Source organism: Bradyrhizobium sp. DOA1 (assembly GCF_001593325.1).
In the GTDB taxonomy this organism is placed as follows: Bacteria; Pseudomonadota; Alphaproteobacteria; order Rhizobiales; family Xanthobacteraceae; genus Bradyrhizobium.
The window spans coordinates 4,060,135-4,078,218 of sequence record NZ_JXJM01000001.1; the positions used below are offsets into that span (position 1 = coordinate 4,060,135).

The window sequence follows — 18,084 nt, forward strand, 5'->3', positions numbered from 1 at the left end:
AACAGCCGCCGCACGCACGCCGCGCTGCTCGAGCAGGCGCGCCTCGATCTCTCCGAGCTCGATGCGGAAGCCGCGGATCTTCACCTGCTGGTCGGCGCGGCCGACATATTCGATCACGCCGTCGTCGCGCCAGCGCGCGAGATCGCCGGTGCGGTAGAGGCGCGCGCCACTGTCGCTGAACGGATCGGGGACGAACCGCTCCGCCGTCAACGGACGGCGGTTCAGATAGCCGCGGGCCTGACCAACGCCGCCGATGAACAGCTCGCCGGTGACACCGACGGGAACGATGTTGAGATCGGAATCGAGGACGTGCGCGGACCTAACACCGACGGGCCGCCCGATTGGTGCAGGCTGGTGAGATGTCAGCGCGGCATCGTCGACGATCCATGCCGTCGGTGCGATCACCGTCTCGGTCGGACCGTAAGCGTTGACGAGAAGATCGACGTCCACAGCATCGCGGAATGCCCTGACCCCGGTCTCGGACCAGGCTTCGCCGCCGACGATGCAGACCCTGATCGCCAAGCTGCGCCCGGTTTGCCGCAACGCCGCGCTCAATTGATCGGCATAGGCCGGCGGCAGGAAGATCGAGGTCACCGCATTGCGGGTGATCTCGCTGACGAGGTCGTCGACCAGGAGGCCGGGTTTCGAGGGCAGAACCAGCGATCCGCCCGTCATCAGCGGCACCAGCCATCGCTCGTGCGCGATATCGAAATTGATCGATGCTGTCTGGAACTCGCGGTCGCGCGAGGTCATGCGGTACAGCCGGCCGATCGCTTCGCAATGCATCGCCAGCGGCCCGCGCGCAACGCCGACCCCCTTTGGCAGCCCCGTCGATCCCGACGTGTAGATGACGTAGGCAAGGCTATCCGGATGGATTTCGACGTTGAGGTTCCCACTGTCGTCACCGACGGACGGCGTCGGCTCCTCGATGCAGAGCGCTTCGACCCCAGCTTCCCGCAGCACCGGCGCAAGCGGCTCGAGCAGCGCGCCTTGCGTCAGGACAAGCGCCGCGCCGCTGTCGCGCAACATGTAGGAGAGCCGCTCGGCCGGATAATCCGGATCGAGCGGCAGGTAGGCGCCGCCGGCCTTCAGGACTGCGAGTAGCGCGATGATCATGTCCGGGCTTCGGCTCAAAGCAATGCCGACCAGCCGATCCGCACCGAGATTCCAGAGCCGAAGCCGCCGTGCCAGCGCGTTAGCACGCGCGTTCAACTCGCCATAAGAGAGGCGTTGGTCGCCCCATAGGATGGCAACGGCGGACGGCGCCTGCGCGGCCTGCGCTTCGATATGCGTCACAATGTCGGCACAGGGCGATGCCGAGGTCAGATGCGCTGCGCCGCTCCATTCGAGAGTTCGCCGCGCGTCCCGATCGGCCGCCGCCCTGAGATCACCGACCACGCGCTCCGCATTCGCTGCGATCTGTTCCAGCAATCCATGCAGAACGTCGCGAAGGCGCAGGATCGCCGCCTCGTCGAATCGGCACGGATCATAATTGAATTCGATGTTCAGCCTGTCACGTGCGGCGAACACCGCAACCGCCAGCGCATAGTTCGTCGGGGTCACATGCGCGACACGTCCCAGCCGCGGGCCACCGTCCCCGCCCCGCAGCAATCCTCGGTCGATGGGATAGTTCTCGAACACCAGGATAGTGTCGAACAACGGTTGTCCCGCATGGCCGGCGAGACGCTGAATGTCGTAGAGCGGCGTCCAGCCATGCTCGCGCAGCGCCAGGTTCTGCTCCTGCAATTGGCGCAGCCAATCGCCGACGATTCCTTGCGGGTTCGGCGCATCGACGATCGGAAGCGTGTTGATGAAGAGGCCCACCATCTCTTCCGAACCGGGCAATTCGGCCGGTCGGCCCGATATGGTCACGCCGAAGCAGACCGCAGACTGCCCCGAATGACGCCGCAGCAGCTGTGCCCATGCGCCCTGTAGGAGCGTATTGAGCGTCACGCGTTCCTGCTTTGCAAATGACTTCAATCGCTCGGTGAGCGCCGCGTCCATCGAAAGTCCAACACTTGCGTGGCCTTCGGCCTGGGATGTCTTGGGAGCCGCCAGTGTGTTCGCAAGCCATGTGGGAGTCTCGAGCCCCGCCAAGGCCTCGCGCCAGAACTTCTCGGCGCTCTCGCGATCGCGGCTCTGCAACCATGCAATGTAATCGCGATAGCTACCCTGCACGGCCGGTAGCGTGCCGCCGCTCACCTGCTGCAACACCTCCGCAACCAGCCTTGCGGAGCTCCAGCCATCGACGAAGATGTGATGATGAGTCCAGATCAGCCAGTGACGGCTGTCATCCAGACGTATCAGGCGAATGCGCTGGAGGGGCGGCTGTGAAACGTCGAAGCCCATCTCGCGATCGCGCCGGGATGTCTCGGCCAGAGCGGCTTCCATATCCACACGCGATCCGTCGCGCCAGTCCTCTTCGACGAACGGCACCGGCACCTGGCGATACACCACCTGCTGCGCTGCGCCCGACAGGTTCTCCCAGACAAACCCGGTCCGCAGGGCCGCGTGCCGGTCGCTGACCGTCTGCCACGCGGCTTTCAGCTGGCCGGCATCGACGCCGAACAGCTCGAGCCCGACCTGATTCACATAGGCATCATTGGCACCGTCGCGCAGCGCATGGAACAGCATGCCCTGCTGCATCGGCGAGAGCGGATAGATGTCCTCGATACCGCGAAGATCGAGAGTCCCCGCCAACCGATCGAGATCAGCCTGGCCGAGCCCGGACAGTGGGACATCCGATGGCGTGAGGCCGGACGCCCCCTTGCAGCAATGCACGACCAGCTCGCGCAGCGCAGCCTCGTACTGCGCTGCGAGCCGCTCGACCGTCGCGAGCCGGTAGCGTTTGCGTCCATATCCGAACGATAATTCCAGCCGACCCTCACGCACGAGGCCCGTGATGTTCAGCCAGCCGCGCATCGGCGCCCTGGCGCTGCGCGAGGGACCTGCGCTCTCCGCTGCGAAGGTGAATTGCTGGGCGGCGCCGATACTTGCGTCGAACCGGCCGAGATAGTTGAAGACGATCTGTGGCTCCGCCAATTGCGCCAGGGCATTGCGCTGCTGCTCGGAGCCGATATGGCGCAGCACGCCATAGCCGAGCCCCCGATTCGGAATCGCGCGGAGCCTCTCCTTCACCGCTTTGATCAGTGACGCCTCGTCCGCCGCTGTATCCTTCAGCCGCACCGGGAATGCCGTCGTGAACCAGCCGACGGTGCGGGATACATCCGCGTCCGCGAAAATATCCTCGCGGCCGTGGCCCTCGAGCTCAACGGTGAGCTCGTCGTGCCGGCTCCAGCGCGACACCGCGCGCACGAGGCCGGCCAGCAGGAGATCGTTGACCTGGGTCCGATACGCGGCTGGCGCCTGTTCAAGCAGCTGCGAGGTCAGGTCGGCATCGAACACCAATGATACCTCGCCGCCGTCGCCGACGCGATCGACGTCGCCATGATCGTCGTCGCATGGCAGGCACACGCCGGCATCACAATCCAGCCAGTATGGCAATTCGGCCGCGAGCTCCGCGGACGCCGCATAGGCGTGCAGCCGCTCGCTCCACGAGGCATAGGAGTCGCTCTTCGGCGGCAGCGCGACGGAGCTGCCAAGTTGCAGCTGGTCATAGGCCGACGCCAAGTCTTCCAACAGGATCCGCCAGGATACGCCATCGACGGTGAGATGATGGATCACGAGCAGCAGCCGTTGGCTGCCATCCGCCAAGTCCATGCCGACGGCCCGCAGCAGCGGTCCCGTCGATAGCGAGAGACTTTGCTGCGCGGCGCGGGCGAGCTCAGTGATCTCCGTCGCGCCACCGGCACCCGCATGAATCCATAGCAGTTCGGACGACACCGGCGGGGGCCCCTGTTCCGCCCGCCAGGCGCCGTCCACCTGCCTGAACCGCAGGCGCAACGCGTCGTGATGCTCCACGAAGGCGGCGAGCGCGCGCCGCAGAGTTTCCCAGTCGACCTGCATCCGGGGCAGCAGCAGAACCGCCTGATTCCAGTGATCCCGATTGTCGATGTCCTCGGCGAAGAAGCGCGCCTGGATCGGCATCAGATGGCGCATGCCGGACCCCGAGCCGCCGCCGGCTGACGTTTTCGCCGCCGGCTTCTCCTTCTTGGTCGTTCCCCCCGATATGACGGCGACAGTCGCCAATCCGGCGACCGTCTGCTGGCTGAAGATCTGCTTCGGCGTCAGCCGGATGCCGCGCTTGCGCAAGCGGGCGATGATCTGCAAGCTCAGAATCGAATCGCCGCCAAGCTCAAAGAAATTGTCGTTGCGGCCGACTCGCTCTCGACCGAGCACCTCGCACCAGACCGCCGCGATCGCAACTTCAATATCCCCGGCAGGCGCGGCATAGCCAGCAGACGCCGCCTCTCCAGCGGGCTCTTGCAAGGCGCGACGATCGACCTTTCCATTCGGCGTCAGCGGCAGTCGCGCCAAGGTGACGATGTGCGACGGCACCATATAGTCTGGCACGATCGCAGCCAGCTGTTGCTTGATCGCATCGGCCTGCTGACCAGCGCTGCCCTCAGGCACGCAATAGGCGATCAGCTCCTGGCGATCGGAATTCGCCCCGATCTTGCGCGGAACGACTACCGCATCGTCGATCCCCGGCAGCGCCTTGATGACGCGCGCGACCTCGCCGGGTTCGACGCGATAGCCGCGCAACTTGATCTGGTCATCGGAGCGGCCAAGGAACATCAGCCGGCCTGCGCCGTCGCAGCGGACACGATCCCCGGTTCGGTAGAGACGCTCGCCGGCTATCCCGAACGGATCCGGCACGAAGCGTTCCGCAGTCAGGCCCGTGGCCCCGCGATAGCCGCGCGCCAGCCCGGCACCGCCGATATAGAGTTCGCCGGTGACGCCGATCGGCACTTCGTTCAGCGCGTCATCCAGGACATGAGCGCGCAGATTGGCAAGAGGCAGCCCGATCGGAACCAGGCCGTCCTCGCGTTCCGTGGCGCACTCATGCGTCACCGCACCGACCGTCGTTTCCGTGGGCCCGTAATGATTCAGAATCCGGCAGCCCGGCCGCAAGCGCCGGACTTCGTCCAGCAGTGCGCCATCGCACGCCTCGCCACCGAGGACGAGGGCATCGCGGGGGATAAGATCGGCCGAGCGCGAGGCCTGAAGCAGCCCTCGCAGATGGCTGGGCACGATCTTGAGAATGTCGACCTCGCCCTCGTGCATCGCCTGCGCAAACGCATCGGCGTCGAACACGGCCTCCGGCGACAGCAGATTCAGCGTCGTGCCGGATGCGAGCGCGCCGAACAGGACGGTGTGGCCGAGGTCGGCCGCCACCGTGGAGACCATCGCCATGCTCGCTGTCGGGCGGGGCTTCAGGCGTTGCAGCAGAGCCTGCACGTAATTGGCCAAGGCGCTATGCGAGACGCTCACGCCCTTTGGCGCGCCGGTCGATCCCGACGTGTAAATGACATAAGCAGTCTGCTCCGGATGAATCGTCCCGCCGACCGGCAGGCTCGATAGCTCCTCGCGCTCGGCTTCCGCCGCCGCATCGAGCACCAGGCAATCGAGCTCGCACGCGTCCGCCAGTTTCTCACCCGCTGCCAGCACGATCCCGATGCCGCCGTCGGTCAGGATGCGGCGGATGCGCTCCATCGGCCATTTCGGATCCAGCGGGACGTACGCGCCGCCGGCCTTCAGCACACCGAGCAAGGCGACGACGAAGGGCGGCGAGCGCTCGATCCACAGCGCGACCGGTGTCTCCCGCGCCACGCCCTTCGCGATGAGGGCGTGCGCGATACGGTTTGACCGCTGCTCGAGATCCGCAAAGGACATCTGCTCCCGGCCGCATCGGATGGCGATGGCGGCCTGTCGATCGGCGGTTGATGCGCGGTGCAGGCTGAGCACATCCGTGAAGCGGAAGGTCGCGGCCTCACTCGGCACGGCCTGCCGGTGCTCCTCGTCAATGACGAAGTCCGATATCCGCCGCTCGGCATCGTCGGCAATCTGGCACAGCATCGAGCTGAATTGCGCCGCCAGTCGCGCGATGGTCGGTCGATCGAACAGATCGGTGGCGTAGTTGAACGTCACCTTCATGCCGGCGGCGCCATCGATGACGTCGAGCGCGAGATCGAAATGCGAACCCGCAAGATCGATGATGTCGATGTCGGCGCTGAGCCCCTCGACGCCAGCGAAACCGCTCGGCGCGGACATGTAATTGAACTTCGCCTGGAACAACGGATTGTGGCCACCGCTGCGTTCGGGCTTGAGGCCGTCCACCAGCATCTCGAACGGAAGATCCTGGTGCGACAGCGCCTCGATCACCGATTCCTTGACCTGCTGCAGCAGCCTCGGGAAGCTCGCTTCGCTGGCAATCTCGGCCCGCAGCACCAGCGTATTGACGAAACATCCGATCAGCCGTTCGAGCTGCGCGTGCCGACGTCCCGCGATCGGCACGCCGACGCGCAGATCGTTCTGTCCCGTATAGCGATGGAGCAGCACCTGATATGCGCCGAGCAGCAGCATGAAGATGCTGACGCGCTGCCTTGCCGCGATCGTCCGCAGCCGGGCGGCGAGCGCGCCGTCGATGGCTAGACCGATCGTGTCGCCGGCATGGCTCTGGACCGCCGGGCGCGGCCGATCATGCGGCAACGCCAGGACCGGATGAACCTCGCCGAGCTTGGCGCGCCAATACGACAGCTGCCGATCGCCCTCGCCGCCCGCGAGCCAATTTCGCTGCCAGGCTGCGAAATCCGCATAATGAATCGCCGGGATCGGCGGCGCGCCAGCGCCCTGGCCGATGCCACTGCGATAGAGGCCGGCCAGTTCTTCCAACAGCACGTCGAGCGACCAGCCATCGACGATGATGTGATGAGCCAGCAGCAGCAATTCATGCGCGTCGTCCGCAAGCTGAAGCAGCACCGCGCGCAGCAACGGCCCGTTCACGAGATCGAATGGCTTGTCCAGCTCGGATTGCTTGAACATCGCCGCGCGATCAGAGCGCTCCTGCGCAGGATGAGACCGGAGATCCTCGTGCCGGATGCCAATGCTCATGACATCGTGGATGATCTGCGTTCCGCGTCCGTCCCTGGCGATGAATGTGGTCCGCAAAACCTCGTGACGACGGACGATTTCGCTCAAAGCGCGCGACAGCACGGCATGATCGAGCCGTCCCTTCAGACGGATCGTGCTCGCAACGGTATAGGCTGTCCCGGCCGGATCCATGTTCCAGAGGAACCAGAGCCGCTCCTGTGCGTGCGACATCAACGCGCGATCAGACGCGGCCGCCCAAGGGATCGGCGGCAGCGTCCGGGCGGCACCGGTCCCTGCCAGAGCATCGATCCGATCGGCGAAGGCGGTCAGCGTTGGCGCGTCGAAGAAGGTGCGCAGCTCGACCTCTACGTTCAGACGGTCGCGGATCGCAGCGGCGGCCTGGCCGGCGGCTATCGAATTGCCGCCAAGAACGAAGAAGTCGTCCTCGCGATGCACCGCCGCCACGCCAAGCGCATCGCACCAGATCGAGGCGACGGTACGCTCAGTAGCGGTCGCCGGCACCGTCAGCGATCCGCTGCCGCGGCGCCGTCCCTTCTCGAACACCATGAAGCTGTCCAGCGTGTTGTCGGCAAGGCGCGCTGCGCAGGCAGACCGCTGCAACTTGCCGCTCGTGGTCAGCGGCATGGCCTGCGGGTTGAGCAAGACGATCACGGCCGGATATTCCTGCGCCTGCCGCAGCACAGCCTCACCGATCGCATGCGCGAGCGCTTCCGGATCGCTGCGCTTGAGCACGGCGCGGCTGAACTCCGCTGCCAAGCCAATGGCCTCACGCCCGTCCATCTCGACGGGAAAAGCGGCAACCCGCCCCCTGCGGACGGATTCGACCTCGGCTTCGACGGCCTGCTCGACATCGGTCGGGTAGACATTCTGGCCGCGAACGATCAGCAGATCCTTGAGGCGACCGGCCACGACGAGCGCATCATCGCGAATGAACCCGATGTCGCCGGTCCGCAGCCAGCGCACGCCGTCCCGCTCGACGAAGGCTTGGCGCGTCGCCTCCGAGTTATTCCAATATCCCGATGCAACACTTGGGCCACTCACCCAGATCTCGCCGACCTCACTCGACCCGGCTACGGTCGATCCATCGACGCGCATGATGCGTGTGTCGTGGCCTGCGGCGGCTCGACCGCACGCCACGAGGTCGGTTCCCTCGCTCGCACTCGCGATACGACCCGCGGCGAGCTCCGCAGTATGGAGCGTATAGCTCACGGCCTCGGCCGTGATGTCGCCCGCAGTCACCAGCAGCGTCGCTTCGGCGAGGCCATAGCAAGCCGTCAACGCTCGCCGATTAAACCCGGCTCGCGCGAACCGGCCACCGAACTTCTCGAGGGTGGTCCGGCGGACGAACTCCGAGCCGGAGAACGCAAATTTCCAGCGGCTGAGGTCCAGCCGGCTGATTGTCTCATCCGAGATGCGGTCGGCGCAGAGTGCGTACGCGAAGTCGGGGCCACCACTCAACGTGCCGCCGTGACAGTCGATGGCTTCGAGCCAGCGCCGTGGCCGCTCCAGGAAGTTCCGCGGCGACATCAGCACGCCGGTAAAGCCCGTGAACAGCGGATTCAGAAGCCCGCCGATCAGTCCCATGTCGTGATAGAGCGGCAGCCAGCTGACAAAGACATCGTCCGGCGTTCCGCCACAGGCCGCTTCGATGGCACGCTCGTTGGCCGCCAGATTGCCATGGGACACGCAAACGCCCTTCGGCTGCGAGGTCGAGCCGGACGTGTACTGGAGGAACGCGATCGCATCGGCGGCGGGTCTCGTCTCGCGCCAGTCCGCCGCAAGATCAGGCGAAATCGTGTCCACCGCAACCAGATGCACGTCGCCGAGTTCGGGCAGCGCCGCTTCGATGAGACCGCCCAGAGCCGTCTCCACCAGGATGAAGCGCGGCGCGGCATCCCGCAAGATGCAGTGGAGACGTCCTGCATAACGCTCGGGACCGCCCTCCGGCGGATAGGCGGGAACGGCGATCACGCCCGAATAGAGGCAGGCATAGAATGCCACAGCATAGTTGATCCCGCTCGGCAGCAGGATCACCGCCCGCTCGCCCGCGCCGCCCATCTGCTGCAACCACGCCGCAAGCGCCCTGATCCGCGCGTCGAGCGCTGCGAACGTCAGCTCGCCCGCGACGTCGTCGCCTTCGAGGAACCGCAACGCCACCTTCTCCGGTCGCAAGGCAGCGTGCTCTCGCAAACGTTCGACGAGGTTGGATCTGTCCATGTTCTCGAATTCCTGTTCGGCCGCGCCGAAAATTCCCGCCGATCACCGCTGCCGATGAGCTTCCGCCATGGCGACGATCACCTTGCGCGGTCCCTTGAATGGGGCACGGGCGTGCGCGGTGAGCATGTTGTCGAGCATCACGACGTCGCCGGCCTGCCAGGGAAAGCTGATCTTGTGCGTCTCGAGAACGGTCCGAACCGTCGCTAGCGTCTCATCCTCGATTCTCGAGCCATCGCCATAGAACACGTTGCGCGGCAGATCGGCTTCGTCATCGACCACGTCGAGCAGGCTCTCGCGCACCTCCGGCTCGAGATTGGAGACGTGGAACAGATGTGCCTGGTTGAACCAAACCGGGTCACCCGTGACCGGGTGCTGCGCCGTGCCCTGACAGATCTGGCGCGTGCGGAGCTCGCCATCTTCCTTCCACTCGCATTCGATATCGTGTCGAGCGCAATAGGCCTCCACCTCCGATCTGGAATCCGTGCCGAACACCTGCTCCCAGTCGACGTCGAGGCCGTTGCCGTAGTTCCGCACATACATCACGCCCTTCTCGGCGAACCGTTCGCGAATGGCCGTCGGCATGTCGCGATAGATGGCGCGACTGTCGGCGATCGGTGTCTCCCCGCCTTCGAGCGCCGGCTGCATGCAATAGAACCAGATCTTCATCGGCCAATCGCGGGTGTAGGCCTGCTCGTTGTGCAGCGGGATGTGTTGGTGCGGCGGATATTCCGTGGACGTGTAGACCCCGGAGGTCACCTGCGAGCGCGGCGTCGATCCGAACTCGTAGGTGAGCAGTGGGTGGCCGAAATCGGCCGCGAAGGCCCGAAACGCATCAGGACCGTCGAGCGAGAAATCACGGAACACGATGCCGCCGCTGTCGGTCAGGTACCGGTCGATCGTCTCGCGCAGCATCGGAAGGGCTTCGCCCAGCGGCTGCCCGGCCTCACCTGCCTTGAGCAGCATGGGAAGAGTTTTGCCCTCAATGAGTGGCTGGACGGAGAACGCGCTCATGATCATCGCTCCGATGCAAACCGATTGATCGCCCCGATAGCCGGGCCAACGCTGCGCCGATCCGGTCGATCAGCTCAGCCTGCTGCGTGTGAATGAAGAAGTGATGCCCCGGCAGGATGTCGAGCGCGAACGACGCCGAGGTCTCCTGGCGCCAGGCCTCGAGTGCCTCGCGGCCGGTTTCGTCGTCCGCTCCGCCAAACACGTGCACGGGGCACGGCAGCGGACGCCGCGGCCGGTAGACATAGGCTCCGCACATCAGGAAATCGGCGCGCAACACCGGCAGCGCGGATCGCATCAGCTCCGTATTCGACAGCGCCTCGTCGGGCGTGCCCTGAAGATTGCGCAGCTCCTGGATCAGCGCTTCATCGCTTAGCGGTTGGCGCCACTTGCTGCCGTCCCGCACCGCGGGCGCTTCCGCGCCCGAGGCGAAGAGAATGGCTGGCGCAGGCGCCCCGCGATCGAGCAGGCCGTGCGCAAGCTCGAACGCGACCACCGCACCGAGGCTGTGCCCGAACAACGCATAGGCCCCATCGAGCTGCGGGGCGAGCTCGCTCGCGAGCTGAGCTGCCAACTCGCGCGGATCGGTCGCCAGCGGCTCGTCCATGCGCGCGCCACGCCCTGGCCACTCTACCGGCCGAACGTCGATCCACGACGGCAGCAGCCTGCGCCATCGCGCATAGAACATGGCGCTGCCGCCGGAGTAAGGCAGACAAAGAAGCTGCATCGGACGACCGGACTCCGCTGACTACGTCGACTGCCGAGGCGACGAGCCGTCCATGAACTTGCGCAAGCTGAGCGGACGCATGTCGGTCCACACCTGTTCAATGTGGTCGAGACATTCCTTCTTGCTGCCGGTCTTCCCCACTGCCGTCCAGCCGGCCGGAATCTCCTTGAACGTCGGCCAGATGGAATATTGCTCCTCACGATTGACGACGACGGTGAAGGTGACGTCGTCCCTGTCGAACACCATCATGGCTCGGTCCCCTCTTCGGAAAGCGAAAGCAGAGACGTTTGACTAGGTCAGATGCCGACGAGGGTCAAAGCAATATCGACGCTACTTTTTTTAAGACCTCAAAATTGGCGACGGACGAGCACAATGCAACCTCCGCGCTTGCGCACCAACACGCGGGAAAATATCGCGATTTCAGAACACGACGCGGATTGCTGCAATTCTAACTGCGCACGGAGGAACTTCTACGATGCGGCAAGATCGCCTGTTATGTCGCGAGCGGTGTTTCATTGTGCTGTCATCAGTCCCGACAAGTGCAGCTGGCTGACTATCGATCAAAGAAAAGGCCGCCGCGGATGAGATCCGCGGCGGGCAAGTATCGGAAGTGTCGTAGGACGCTGTGTTCAGAAATTGAACGTCGTCGACAGGAGGTAGGTGCGTGGGGCACCGAGTGTGAGCACGTTGCTGTAGGCGGACGCCCAGTAAGCCTTGTTACCAACATTCTCGATGTTCGCGCGTACGACGATCGGCTTTCCATTCCAAGGCGATAGGAAAGTGTAGCGGGCGCCTATATCGACACGCGTCCAGTCTGGCAGCGCGACCAAGTTGGCCGTGTCGTAGTACTGCGAACCGGTATAGATCACGCGCCCTGTAAGCGTCAGTCCCGGGACGAACCAGGTATCCCATTCCGCGCCGATATTGGCGCTGACCGTCGGAACACCGATCGCGACCTTGCCGTCCGTATTGCTGCCGTTGGCCGCTCTGGGGGTATCGATCTGTCTGCCGTCAATCAATGTCACGCCACCGAGCAATCGAATATCGGGCGTAATTTCGCCAAACACGTTGAGCTCGGCACCGACATTGCGTTGCTTACCATTGGGCAGTTGGTACTGCAGCCCACCTATGAAGGTCGAGATGATGCTGCGCTGCTCGATCTTGAAGAAACTTACAGTCGTCGTGAACCGACCCGTGTCGAACTTCACGCCGCCCTCGACCTGCATCGTCTTGTTGGGCGCAAACACGTCGCCGAGGTTCCTGAAGTTCGCGCCCGTTACGACATGAGGCGTCTGAAGGCCTTCGACATAATTGGCGTACAGCGAAATGCTCTCGACCGGCTTCACGACAAGGGCGTAGGCAGGTGTTATCACCGACGCCTCTTGATAAGGCCTGCTACCTGTGCCCGGGGCGATAAAATTCGTAACTCCGGTGCCTGCCGTCTGATGACGCGCAGCGATGGTGAACTGAATACGATTATTCAACATAGACATCGTGTCAGCGATGCCGAAGCTTTCAAGCTGCGCATTGGTTCTCTGGTTCGCGGCGAGCACGTTGAAAACCGGCTGAGCGAGATTGGTCGGCTCGTTATACAGATTCCAGTAGAGCACACTCTGCGTCGCCGGCGACGGATTGAGCGGCGTCACGACTCGCTGCCTATAAGTTCGATCATTGATCGCATAATTCATGCTGACCGCATGATTGATGGGGCCGGCGTCGACATTCGCCCGAAGACCTGCTTCCCCCGCGTATGTCTCGAATCGCTCGCTGCCGGCAAGTGGATTCGATCTCAGTCCACCGAGCTGGAAAGGACCCGTATTAGCCCCTGGCACAGCATTACTGATGATGGGCGATGGGTACTTATAGTTGATGTTGCTGTCGTGATAGCCGAAGGCGCCGTAGGCAGTCAGCCAATCAAAGACGTCAACCTCTCCACGCGCAGTCGTGAAGAAATCCGTCGGTTCGTAGTAAGCCCACGGCACCTGGAAATTAGTTCCAGCTTTCGGCGGTGGCGGAAGAATGGGAGAAGCAAGACTGAAGAAGCGCAATGGCGGCTTGAGAACGTCGGCCTGATACCCAATGTCGGCTTCGAATCGGGCGTTCTCGCCTCGATAGTCGAGCCCCAGCACCGCATTGCCGAATTCGTCCCTCTGGCGATTCCAGGGCGTATTTCCATTTGAATAGGTGCTGTTCAGCCGCACACCCCACTCCTTATGCTCGCCGTAGCGCCGACTGACATCGATATGCTCACCAAACTGCGACTTCGACGAATATGTCCCGGTGATGCGGGTGATATCCACGTCAGGTGCGTGCTTGGTAATCAGATTAACCGTGCCGCCAACCGCGCCGCCACTCGTCGCTCCCGTGCCGCCTATCGTCATACCATTGAGCACTGCGCTGGGCCCTTTGAGGACCTCAACTCGCTCGATGAAGTTGGCGCCGGTGGAGTAGTACGGCGCAATCCCCGCAAGGCCATTCAAGGCAAAGTCGCCACTATCGTAGTAGAAACCACGTATAAACAGACTGTCTGCACCGCCGCCTGCGGCCTGGACGACGCGAACCGAGGGATCATTCGCCAGGACATCACGGATCGTTCTCGCCTGCTGATTCTGTATCAGCTCCGCCGTGTAGCTCGTCTGGTTGAACGGCGTATTCATCACGCCGCGATTGCCGAGAAACCCGAGACTTCCGCCGGTTGCGACCTGGCCGCCTGCATATGCCGGTGGCACCGTGCCGACCGTGCCGGTCGCGGGCACCACATAGGGAACGGGCGCCGCCTGGCGCGGAGCCGCCGCGGCGACCGATCGCTGTCCCCGCGAGGCGCGCGTCGACTGTGATCTCTGGACCGGCTGATGAACTCTTGGCTTGGGAGCATCCACGGTCACGGGCGGCAGATTCGTCTGTGCAAGCGCCTGCTGTAATTCACCTGACGATTCCAGTGACAGCGCGAGATAACTCACCGCTCCCAGCGATAGCGTCCGCACGATTTTCCTGGCCGAGAGTTCACGCCTCATTATTGCACCCCAATTCCCACTCGCAAGCACGTCCCCCGCGCTTCCTAACATACGAGGGTGCTGCGAGAAGGGATTGGGAACTAGAAGTTATCTAAGGTTGTACGGCTAACCATCACGATAAAAGAATCGATGTCGACGTCGAACGACGTCATGGATCATCTTCGAAGACTTCTAATTTCAAATCGTTCTAATCATCGATTCGCATGCGACACTGCGTCATATCGTGATGAATTTGCGATCCAGTCGAACAGGTTGCGCATCGCCCACATGAATACTCCCGCACCGATTGCTATCGGCACACCGCGGAGATCGCGACGCCATTGGTGCGATTTGCAATCCTCTCGCCGTATGAAGACCAGAGTCGTACAGGCAACAGAAGCGCCGGCTCAGCGCAGCAGCGGAACCAGCGCACGCAAAATATCAGGCTTCCAGGCCTGACGCGCGCTGTCGAAAGCCGCGAAGTCATGGTCGAACTGCCAATATGCCCACGACCAGCCGAGCCTGTCGGCGCTCCTCGCCACGAATGACAGGTATCTCAGGCGACTGTCGGATGGCGCTCTCTCATACACCCCGAACTCGCCGAGATAGATGGGACGCTTCTCCTTCTCCGCCCACAGCCTGACCTTGTCGAAGTCTGCGGCGGCCTTCGCTTCGTCGTTCCGGCTGCCCCAATCCAGCGGTCCAATCTTCGAGAATGTTTGCGACCATGGCGCGCCCTGATGCGTGAACTTAATCGGCGCGTAGTAGTGGAACGTCACGATCAGGTTGCGGTCGTCGGTTGGCAGAACCAACTCTTCGATGGGAATCTCATCGACATTGAGAACGGCGGCGATGACCGGCCGATCGGGATTGGTGCGTCGGATGATCTCGAGAGATTCATTGAGAAGCGTATTCCAGCTGGACGACGTCATTTGTCCGCCCGGCTCGTTCAGGACCTCGAAGACGAGCGTCGGATATCTTCCGGCATAACGCTCGGCGATCTGCCGCCAGAACGCCTTGAGCTTCGGTGCGCATTCGGCAATGTCGCGCTGGCAGATGTGAGTATCGTGCTCGTCGAGGATGGGAATGAGGCCCCGCGCAAGCACTTCCTCGATGACGGTGTCGAGCCGCCTGAGAACGATCTCGTCCAGCACGTTCTCCGGGCCCATGAACTTGAACCCGAAGAAATTGATCCTGACGTGCGCGAACCCGGCCTTCTTGATCGCCGTCAGATTGTCGAGGCGGAATGGCGCGCTCCGACCGCCCTCCCAGATGCCGTCATAGCCGAGAATGTTGATGCCGCGCCCCAACTTCGGGACGTTACGGGAAGCTGCCTGCTCGGCGCCGTGGGCGGCGGACGCCGCTGAGAGGAAGAACGCCGCCACGGCGAGATTGAGGCCTCGCAGACAGGCAGTCCGGATGGCGGTCATCTCGCGTCCATCTCCACAGATTGCAATTCCGGTTCGGGCACGGGCCTGCACGTGGCAAGGAGGAACGCGACCAGGAGGACCGAGGTGAACATCGTCGAGCGAATAAACGTCGTCTCCGTGAAATTGGTCTGAAAGCTGAGGACCACGAATCCGGTGATGAGCGCGCAGTGCGATCGCTCGATCGATCTCGTCGAGATCAGGTACAGGATCTTGTTCGAGAACAGAAGGACGCTCGCGGCGAACAGCACATATCCCAGAAACCCGGTCTCCATCAGGATCGTGATGTAGCCACTGTGATAGTTGTCCAGCACCCAGCCGTGGTTCTGCTCGAAATAGTCGTAGATCGACGGCACCGTCCAGAAGCCGTTGATGCCGAAGCCGAGCAGTGGCGCATCGTCGAAATGGCTGATGGCGTAGTGCCAGATGAAGGTCCGCTCGGTGAAATCGATCTTCGCATCGCCGACATGAATCGAGTCATATCCGGTGACGTAGAAATACAAGAACAGGATGCCGGCCAGAATGCACATGACGAACGGCAGGGTTGCATAGACCCTCATGCAGCCGACCGACCACATCGACGTCACGAGCAGTGCACAGGCTGCCAGGGCGACGGCGCCGGCCCCGCGCGATTCCGACGCGAGGACGCACGTCGAGGCCACCAGGAAGACGACGAGAAAGGCGAGCCAGCCCTGCCCGGTCATCTTGCGATAGCAGGAAAAGAACATCAGATACGCGCCGACGAAGCCGAGCGTCTGCTTCGATTCGTAAACACCCTGCCATTGCCCGCTGTGCATCCAGGTCTGGTCGATCCCGATATCGGGGATGGCAAGCGCACAGAAGGTCGACGCGGCGACCAGTATGAAGAGCCCATGAGACGTGGCCCTCACGATCTCCTCGATGTCGATGCGCGTGGCGAGGCAGAATGCGCCGAAGGTCGTCATCGCCAGCGCCGCGCTCTTCATGAGCGCGGTCGCGTTCAGGCTCGACCAGAATACGGATACGACCGCGAAGGTGTAGAAAGCGAGCAGCGCGATCAAATCGGGATTGAACTGCAACCGCAGGCGCGGGCGCACGAAGGCGCTTGCATAAATCAGGACAGCCCACATCAGCAGCGCCACGGCCTGTTGCACGAAGGTCAGTTCCGGCGGCAGAAGCTTGGCATTGAAGATCCCCATCGACGCCACCACGTTGACCGTGATCGAGCAACTGATTGCGGTTCTGGCGATCTTCTCAACGCCAACGCTGCGCGTCTCCCAGAACGCGCTATCGAGTGTCCCGGAATCCACCTCGGTCTGCAGGCTGGCCATGAACCGACCTTCCTGAGGCGCGGTTAATAATTTGCTAGCGCAGGCCGATCTCCGGCGCTTCCAGCCTATCCAGGATGGGATTTTAAGATTTTGGTAACGATATGAGACCTGGGGCGGTGCATTCATGCAAATCACACCGCGACGGTATGTCGCTCGTAACGACCCTGCTATAAAGCCCGGACCGAGCTCGATCGAATTTCGAATTGTCCGGTTTCCTTGGCTACCCATGAACAGACCTAGCAGCACATTCGATATCGCCATCGAGCACACGTTTGACTTTGCGTCCCCGGAATACGCTGAGCTGTTCGACAACTCCGCCGCCACCGCGTTCCAGCACCCGCTCTGGCTGCACAGCCTGTACACCAGGCTAGCGCCTCATGCGGGTGCCACGCCTCTCATTGCCGTCGTCCGCCATCGCAAGACCCATGCGCTTGCGATGGTGCTGCCTCTGCTGCGGATCCAGCGAGGTCCGATACGGACCGTCGAGTTCGCCGACCTCCGCGTCTCCGATTATCTGGCGCCGGTTTGCAGCCCGGAGGTGTTTTCCCAACTGCTCGAGGATAAGAGCGCATGCGCGGAGCTTCAGCGCCTCCTCCGCCCTTTCGATCTGCTCCGCATGACCAAGCTGCCCAACGGGCGGCTTCCGATCGAGACCCTCCTGGCCGCGCCCCGTCGCATCTCGATGGACACCAATGCCTACGCGACCGTCCTCATCACGCCGTTCGAGCAGTGGCGGGCGAGTGCGATCGATCGCTCCTATCAGAAGGAGCTCGCGAAGAAGTATCGTCAGCTCCAGAGGAAGGGCGCGTTGAGCTTCTCCTGCTGCAATGACGGTGCCTCCACACGCGACGCGTTGGAGGTGATGAAGAGATTCCGCGGGCCGCGGTTTCAGTCACAGGGCGATGGAGACCTGCTCCAGCGCCCCGAATATTTCGATTTCTATTCCGACGTGGCGCTCCGCGGCCTCGACTCCTTCGTGCGGCTCTACGCCATGAAGATGGACGGCGACGTGATCGCCGCGGTACTCGGTTTGTCGCACCAGGGCACCTACCACGTCATCATGAGCGCCTTCGATATCGACGGATACAAGAGCCAATCCCTGGGCGCGCTGATGTTCGAGCAGGTGGCGAGGGATTGCATCGAGCGCGGAGATCAGATGCTCGATTTCACCATAGGCGACGAACCCTACAAGAAGCTGTTCGGCGCGCAGCCGTCGCCGATGTGGGCGGTCACGCAGGCCGGCAGCACCGCGGGCACCGTTGCGCTGTTCGCCCTGAAGCAAGCTCCTTGGCTCAAACTCGCCGCCAAGCGCATGTCGGAATTCAGGATCCAGCCGCCCCATACCTCGACCCCGACGCGCTGACGAGCGTGCGGCGCCGACGACAGCA

General features: G+C 63.0%; 8 protein-coding genes. 1 reads left to right on the plus strand and 7 read right to left on the minus strand.

Annotation, left to right across the window (positions count from 1 at the left end; translation table 11 throughout):
- The 7 genes from SE91_RS19300 to SE91_RS19330 all read right to left on the minus strand — a co-directional run.
- A partial coding sequence (locus SE91_RS19300) for a non-ribosomal peptide synthetase (protein ID WP_082813761.1) occupies window positions 1-9,231 on the minus strand: 9,231 nt, incomplete at its 3' end.
- A 42-nt stretch (window positions 9,232-9,273) separates the two neighbouring features.
- A complete protein-coding gene (locus tag SE91_RS19305; RefSeq protein ID WP_061851205.1) occupies window positions 9,274-10,242 on the minus strand; it encodes a TauD/TfdA family dioxygenase in 969 nt (322 codons plus the stop codon).
- Entirely contained in the window at window positions 10,211-10,966 is a 756-nt protein-coding gene (locus tag SE91_RS19310; protein ID WP_082813762.1) for a thioesterase II family protein, read from the minus strand. The genes SE91_RS19305 and SE91_RS19310 overlap by 32 nt, the downstream gene beginning before the upstream one ends.
- 21 nt (window positions 10,967-10,987) lie before the next feature.
- Window positions 10,988-11,215 carry an MbtH family protein gene (locus SE91_RS19315; RefSeq protein WP_061848704.1) on the minus strand — a complete coding sequence of 76 codons (228 nt, stop codon included), beginning with the start codon at window positions 11,213-11,215 and terminating at the stop codon, window positions 10,988-10,990.
- 380 nt (window positions 11,216-11,595) lie between these two features.
- Entirely contained in the window at window positions 11,596-13,980 is a 2,385-nt protein-coding gene (locus SE91_RS19320; RefSeq protein ID WP_061848705.1) for a TonB-dependent receptor, read from the minus strand.
- A gap of 386 nt (window positions 13,981-14,366) precedes the next feature.
- The gene (locus SE91_RS19325) at window positions 14,367-15,389 is read right to left on the minus strand and encodes a glycoside hydrolase family 5 protein (RefSeq protein ID WP_082813763.1); all 1,023 of its coding nucleotides are present in this window, start codon (window positions 15,387-15,389) and stop codon (window positions 14,367-14,369) included.
- Window positions 15,386-16,696 carry an O-antigen ligase family protein gene (locus tag SE91_RS19330; protein WP_061848706.1) on the minus strand — a complete coding sequence of 437 codons (1,311 nt, stop codon included), beginning with the start codon at window positions 16,694-16,696 and terminating at the stop codon, window positions 15,386-15,388. The genes SE91_RS19325 and SE91_RS19330 overlap by 4 nt, the downstream gene beginning before the upstream one ends.
- Before the next feature lie 226 nt (window positions 16,697-16,922).
- Here SE91_RS19330 and SE91_RS19335 point away from each other — a divergent pair, with 226 nt between their 5' ends.
- Window positions 16,923-18,059 carry a GNAT family N-acetyltransferase gene (locus SE91_RS19335; RefSeq protein ID WP_061848707.1) on the plus strand — a complete coding sequence of 379 codons (1,137 nt, stop codon included), beginning with the start codon at window positions 16,923-16,925 and terminating at the stop codon, window positions 18,057-18,059.
- Window positions 18,060-18,084 lie beyond the last annotated feature (25 nt).

Coding starts and splice junctions, on each gene's coding strand:
- SE91_RS19335 (WP_061848707.1), top strand. CDS start 16,923: ATGAACAGACCTAGCAGCACATTCGATATCGCCATCGAGCACACGTTT.
- SE91_RS19305 (WP_061851205.1), bottom strand. CDS start 10,242: ATGAGCGCGTTCTCCGTCCAGCCACTCATTGAGGGCAAAACTCTTCCC.
- SE91_RS19330 (WP_061848706.1), bottom strand. CDS start 16,696: ATGGCCAGCCTGCAGACCGAGGTGGATTCCGGGACACTCGATAGCGCG.
- SE91_RS19310 (WP_082813762.1), bottom strand. CDS start 10,966: ATGCAGCTTCTTTGTCTGCCTTACTCCGGCGGCAGCGCCATGTTCTAT.
- SE91_RS19325 (WP_082813763.1), bottom strand. CDS start 15,389: ATGACCGCCATCCGGACTGCCTGTCTGCGAGGCCTCAATCTCGCCGTG.
- SE91_RS19315 (WP_061848704.1), bottom strand. CDS start 11,215: ATGATGGTGTTCGACAGGGACGACGTCACCTTCACCGTCGTCGTCAAT.
- SE91_RS19320 (WP_061848705.1), bottom strand. CDS start 13,980: ATGAGGCGTGAACTCTCGGCCAGGAAAATCGTGCGGACGCTATCGCTG.